This window comes from Kaistella gelatinilytica (genome assembly GCF_015679325.1).
Lineage (GTDB): Bacteria > Bacteroidota > Bacteroidia > Flavobacteriales > Weeksellaceae > Kaistella > Kaistella gelatinilytica.
Window position 1 is genome coordinate 1 of record NZ_JADPVI010000006.1, and the last position, 5,752, is coordinate 5,752.

Annotated in this window: 2 tRNA genes and 3 rRNA genes; all 5 read right to left on the reverse strand. The window is 45.6% G+C overall.

Annotation, left to right across the window (positions count from 1 at the left end):
• Window positions 1-38: 38 nt before the first annotated feature.
• The 5 genes from rrf to IV494_RS14670 all read right to left on the reverse strand — a co-directional run bounded on the left by rrf (window position 39) and on the right by IV494_RS14670 (window position 5,430).
• A 5S ribosomal RNA gene (gene rrf / locus IV494_RS14650) occupies window positions 39-146 on the reverse strand.
• Between the two features lie 184 nt (window positions 147-330).
• Window positions 331-3,096: ribosomal RNA gene (locus IV494_RS14655) — 23S ribosomal RNA — on the reverse strand.
• Window positions 3,097-3,467: 371 nt separating this feature from the next.
• Window positions 3,468-3,541, reverse strand: a tRNA-Ala gene (locus IV494_RS14660).
• Between the two features lie 93 nt (window positions 3,542-3,634).
• A tRNA-Ile gene (locus IV494_RS14665) sits at window positions 3,635-3,708 on the reverse strand.
• 205 nt (window positions 3,709-3,913) lie between these two features.
• Window positions 3,914-5,430: ribosomal RNA gene (locus tag IV494_RS14670) — 16S ribosomal RNA — on the reverse strand.
• Together the 16S, 23S and 5S rRNA genes with 2 tRNA genes alongside form the textbook arrangement of a ribosomal RNA operon.
• Window positions 5,431-5,752: the final 322 nt, after the last annotated feature.

The following is a 5,752-nucleotide window of genomic DNA, read 5'->3' on the forward strand; positions in this document are numbered from 1 at the left end:
AAAAAAGCTCATCAAAAAAATTGATGAGCTTTTAAAAAAACTGGCGGCGACCTACTCTCCCGCTTACGCAGTACCATCGGCGCTAGAGGGCTTAACTTCTGTGTTCGGAATGGGAACAGGTGAGCCCCTCTGCTAAAACCACCCTAAAGGTTGTTTTGTACAAAAGGATGTACAATATATTGTTATTAAATAGATGGGAGATGTTTGGATTGGAGACCTAAGACGTATTGTCTCGTATCTCTTATCTTTAAATCTCTTGTCTGATTTAAAAAAATCGATAAAAACGTTCACAAAGAGAAGACCGTATTGCACGATCGAGTACCTATATTAAGCTATAAATCTACGGGTAATTAGTACTACTCGGCTATGACATTACTGCCTTTACACCTATAGCCTATCAACGTTGTCATCTCCAACGACCCTTAAAAGATGTCTCATCTTGAGGCAGGTTTCGCACTTATATGCTTTCAGTGCTTATCCTTTCCAAACGTAGCTACTCTGCGATGCACTTGGCAATACAACAGATACACCAGAGGTTTGTTCAAATCGGTCCTCTCGTACTAGATTCAAGCCCTCTCAAACATCTAACGCCCGCAATAGATAGAGACCGAACTGTCTCACGACGTTCTGAACCCAGCTCGCGTGCCACTTTAATGGGCGAACAGCCCAACCCTTGGGACCTTCTCCAGCCCCAGGATGTGACGAGCCGACATCGAGGTGCCGAACCTCCCCGTCGATATGAGCTCTTGGGGGAGACTAGCCTGTTATCCCCGGAGTACCTTTTATCCTATGAGCGATGGCCCTTCCATACGGAACCACCGGATCACTATGTCCTGCTTTCGCACCTGATCGACTTGTAGGTCTCACAGTCAAGCACCCTTATGCCATTACACTCTACGCACGGTTACCAAGCGTGCTGAGGGTACCTTTGAAAGCCTCCGTTACTCTTTTGGAGGCGACCACCCCAGTCAAACTACCCACCACGCAATGTCCTTCCGTTAGGAAGTTAGGCTCCAAATAAACAAAGGGTGGTATTTCAACGTTGACTCCACCGACACTAGCGTGCCAGCTTCAAAGTCTCCCACCTATCCTACACATTGTTTATTCAAAGTCAATACGAAGTTATAGTAAAGGTTCACAGGGTCTTTTCGTCCCATTGCGGGTACTCGGCATCTTCACCGAGACTACAATTTCACAGAGCTCATGGTTGAGACAGTGCCCAGATCGTTACACCATTCGTGCAGGTCGGAACTTACCCGACAAGGAATTTCGCTACCTTAGGACCGTTATAGTTACGGCCGCCGTTTACTGGGGCTTCAGTTAATTGCTTCGCCTTACGGCTAACAACCTTCCTTAACCTTCCAGCACCGGGCAGGTGTCAGACCCTATACAGCATCTTTCGATTTAGCAGAGTCCTGTGTTTTTGATAAACAGTCGCCTGGGCCTCTTCACTGCGGCCAGCATTGCTGCTGGCGTCTCTTCTTCCGAAGTTACGAGACTATTTTGCCTAGTTCCTTAACCATGATTCACTCTAGCACCTTAGGATTCTCTCCTCGACTACCTGTGTCGGTTTTGGTACGGGTTGCTTCACTTCGGCTTTTCTTGGAACCGCTTTCCCTACAACAACTTCGCCCGAAGGCTAGGTCTTGACTATTCCGTCAGTCTCCAGTAAGTACGGCAGTCCGTCCCCTTTTTAATGTGAGCAAGTTAGGGAATATTAACCCTATGTCCATCCACTTCCCCTTTCGGGTTCGCGTTAGGTCCCGACTAACCCTCAGCTGATTAGCATGGCTGAGGAAACCTTAGTCTTTCGGTGAGCGGGTTTCTCGCCCGCTTTATCGTTACTTATGCCTACATTTTCTTTTCTGTCCGCTCCACCATACCTCACGATACAGCTTCTGTGCAAACAGAATGCTCCCCTACCAGATATAACTCAAAAGTTATAAATCCATAGCTTCGGTACTATACTTATGCCCGATTATTATCCATGCCGAACCGCTCGACTAGTGAGCTGTTACGCACTCTTTAAATGAATGGCTGCTTCCAAGCCAACATCCTAGCTGTCAATGCAGTTCAACCGCGTTATTTCAACTTAGTATAGATTTGGGGACCTTAGCTGTTGGTCCGGGTTCTTTCCCTCTCGGACATGGACCTTAGCACCCATGCCCTCACTGCTGCAGAACATTTATTAGCATTCGGAGTTTGTCAGGAATTGGTAGGTGATGAAACCCCCGCATCCAATCAGTAGCTCTACCTCTAATAAACTATATTGCAACGCTGCACCTAAATGCATTTCGGGGAGTACGAGCTATCTCCCAGTTTGATTGGCCTTTCACCCCTACCCACAAGTCATCCGAAGACTTTTCAACGTCAACCGGTTCGGTCCTCCACTTTGTGTTACCAAAGCTTCAACCTGCCCATGGGTAGATCACAAGGTTTCGCGTCTAATCCTACTAACTAAGCGCCCTATTCAGACTCGCTTTCGCTCCGCCTCCGTACCTGAAGTACTTAAGCTCGCTAGTAAAATTAACTCGTAGGCTCATTATGCAAAAGGCACGCCGTCACCCAACTTGTGGGCTCCGACCGCTTGTAGGCGTACGGTTTCAGGTTCTCTTTCACCCTTCTATTCGAAGTGCTTTTCACCTTTCCTTCACAGTACTTGTTCACTATCGGTCTTTCAGGAGTATTTAGCCTTGGAGGATGGTCCCCCCATATTCAAACAGGATTTCACGTGTCCCGCCCTACTCATTTATCATCTATGTATGCCTTTCAATTACGGGGCTATCACCCTCTATGGCCGTTCTTTCCAGAACGTTCTTCTAAACATATAAAGACTTTTGGGCTAATCCGCTTTCGCTCGCCGCTACTTACGGAATCTCTTCGATTTCTTTTCCTCCGGGTACTTAGATGTTTCAGTTCTCCGGGTTTGCTCTCTAATAAATTAGAGTGACTGGTCTTCAACCAGACGGGTTGCCCCATTCGGACATCTGCGGATCAATTCGTGTGTGCCGATCCCCGCAGCTTTTCGCAGCTTACCGCGTCCTTCTTCGCCTCTGAAAGCCTAGGCATCCGCCATACGCCCTTAACGATTTCTTTCCTAATATAAAATTAGTTCAGTATTTTTTGTCTAACACCGTAGTGTTAAACGATATTTTTAAAACTCGGCACTCGAAAGTGCGCGGTTTTCTCTTTGTGATGTTCTTATCGTTAATGTCAATGATCTTATCTCTTCCTACTCAACTAATAAACAGATGTGTTTTTGGCTCCATCCGTCACTTTTAAATCAGTCTCGTAAAACGGTGAATAATTAAGGTATCGCTCCTTCTAATAAACATTTTATATGTTTATTCTGCCTTCTCTGGCATCATTCTTAAATCTTAATGTAAATATCTTCTGTTCTCGCTTCTTTTAAAAAGCTCTTTTGCTACATCACTGTAACTGTTCTCGTTATATCACTATAACTTATGTGGAGAATAAGGGAGTCGAACCCTTGACCTCCTGCGTGCAAGGCAGGCGCTCTAGCCAACTGAGCTAATTCCCCGCTAGTGGAGTGTGGGAGTTGATTAAATATTTGAGTCATTGAGTATTATTACTCCCTTTCTCATCTACTCTCCGCTCTTGTACTCTAAATTAGTAGTCTCGGGCAGGCTCGAACTGCCGACCTCTACATTATCAGTGTAGCGCTCTAACCAGCTGAGCTACGAGACTCTTTTATGAGTGATGGGTAATGAGTGATAAATAATATATCTCCTTTCTTCATTTCTCAATCTCTATTCCCTGATTACTAATCCTAGTGGGTATGTTTTTTATAAATATCAACCAAATAAAGAAAAACGAAAGCTAACTTTGAGTAAGACAATGATACCTTAAGTATCGTTTTGTTTGTTTATACTCTCCTATCGAAGAGTCTCAAAAATGAGATGTTCCAGCCGCACCTTCCGGTACGGCTACCTTGTTACGACTTAGCCCTAGTTACCTGTTTTACCCTAGGCAGCTCCTTTTACGGTCACCGACTTCAGGTACCCCAGACTTCCATGGCTTGACGGGCGGTGTGTACAAGGCCCGGGAACGTATTCACCGCGCCATGGCTGATGCGCGATTACTAGCGATTCCAGCTTCATAGAGTCGAGTTGCAGACTCCAATCCGAACTGAGACCGGCTTTCGAGATTCGCATCACATCGCTGTGTAGCTGCCCTCTGTACCGGCCATTGTATTACGTGTGTGGCCCAAGGCGTAAGGGCCGTGATGATTTGACGTCATCCCCACCTTCCTCTCTACTTGCGTAGGCAGTCTCACTAGAGTCCTCAACTTAATGTTAGCAACTAGTGACAGGGGTTGCGCTCGTTGCAGGACTTAACCTAACACCTCACGGCACGAGCTGACGACAACCATGCAGCACCTTGAAAAATGTCCGAAGAAGAGCCTATTTCTAAGCCTGTCATTTCCCATTTAAGCCTTGGTAAGGTTCCTCGCGTATCATCGAATTAAACCACATAATCCACCGCTTGTGCGGGCCCCCGTCAATTCCTTTGAGTTTCATTCTTGCGAACGTACTCCCCAGGTGGCTAACTTATCACTTTCGCTTGGTCTCTGAAGCTTGCGCCCCAAAAACGAGTTAGCATCGTTTACGGCGTGGACTACCAGGGTATCTAATCCTGTTCGCTCCCCACGCTTTCGTCCCTCAGCGTCAGTTAAATCATGGTAACCTGCCTTCGCAATTGGTGTTCTAAGTAATATCTATGCATTTCACCGCTACACTACTTATTCCAGCTACCTCTAATTTACTCAAGACCGACAGTATCAATGGCAGTTTCATAGTTAAGCTATGAGATTTCACCACTGACTTATCGGTCCGCCTACGGACCCTTTAAACCCAATAAATCCGGATAACGCTTGCACCCTCCGTATTACCGCGGCTGCTGGCACGGAGTTAGCCGGTGCTTATTCGTATAGTACCTTCAGCTTTCTACACGTAGAAAGGTTTATTCCTATACAAAAGAAGTTTACAATCCATAGGACCGTCATCCTTCACGCGGGATGGCTGGATCAGGCTTTCACCCATTGTCCAATATTCCTCACTGCTGCCTCCCGTAGGAGTCTGGTCCGTGTCTCAGTACCAGTGTGGGGGATCTCCCTCTCAGGACCCCTAAAGATCATTGACTTGGTGAGCCGTTACCTCACCAACTATCTAATCTTGCGCGTGCCCATCTTTATCCACCGGAGTTTTCAATATTAAATGATGCCATCTAATATATTATGGAGTATTAATCTTCCTTTCGAAAGGCTATTCCCCTGATAAAGGTAGGTTGCACACGTGTTACGCACCCGTACGCCGCTCTCTCCTGAATAAATCCAGAATACCGCTCGGCTTGCATGTGTTAGGCCTCCCGCTAGCGTTCATCCTGAGCCAGGATCAAACTCTCCATTGTATGTTTGTCTGACTCACTCGAAAGTTATTGACGCTTTTGTCTTTCCTTACTTTTTTGGTTGTTATTTGTTCCGAATTGCGAGTGCAAAAGTATAAACTTATTTCTAATTGACCAAATGTTTTTGATTAAAATTTTGAAGTATTTTCATACTCCTAAATCAATACCTAATCCCATCTGATCTGCTCCTACTTCGCTCCCCGTTACTCTCGTTTGGGTCTGCAAAGATAAGAATCTTTTCCTAATTAACAAGCATTTATTTTTAAAAGTTTTTTAGACTATTACTAATCCTAAAACCATCTCCTTAAAAACCTGCCGTCCTACT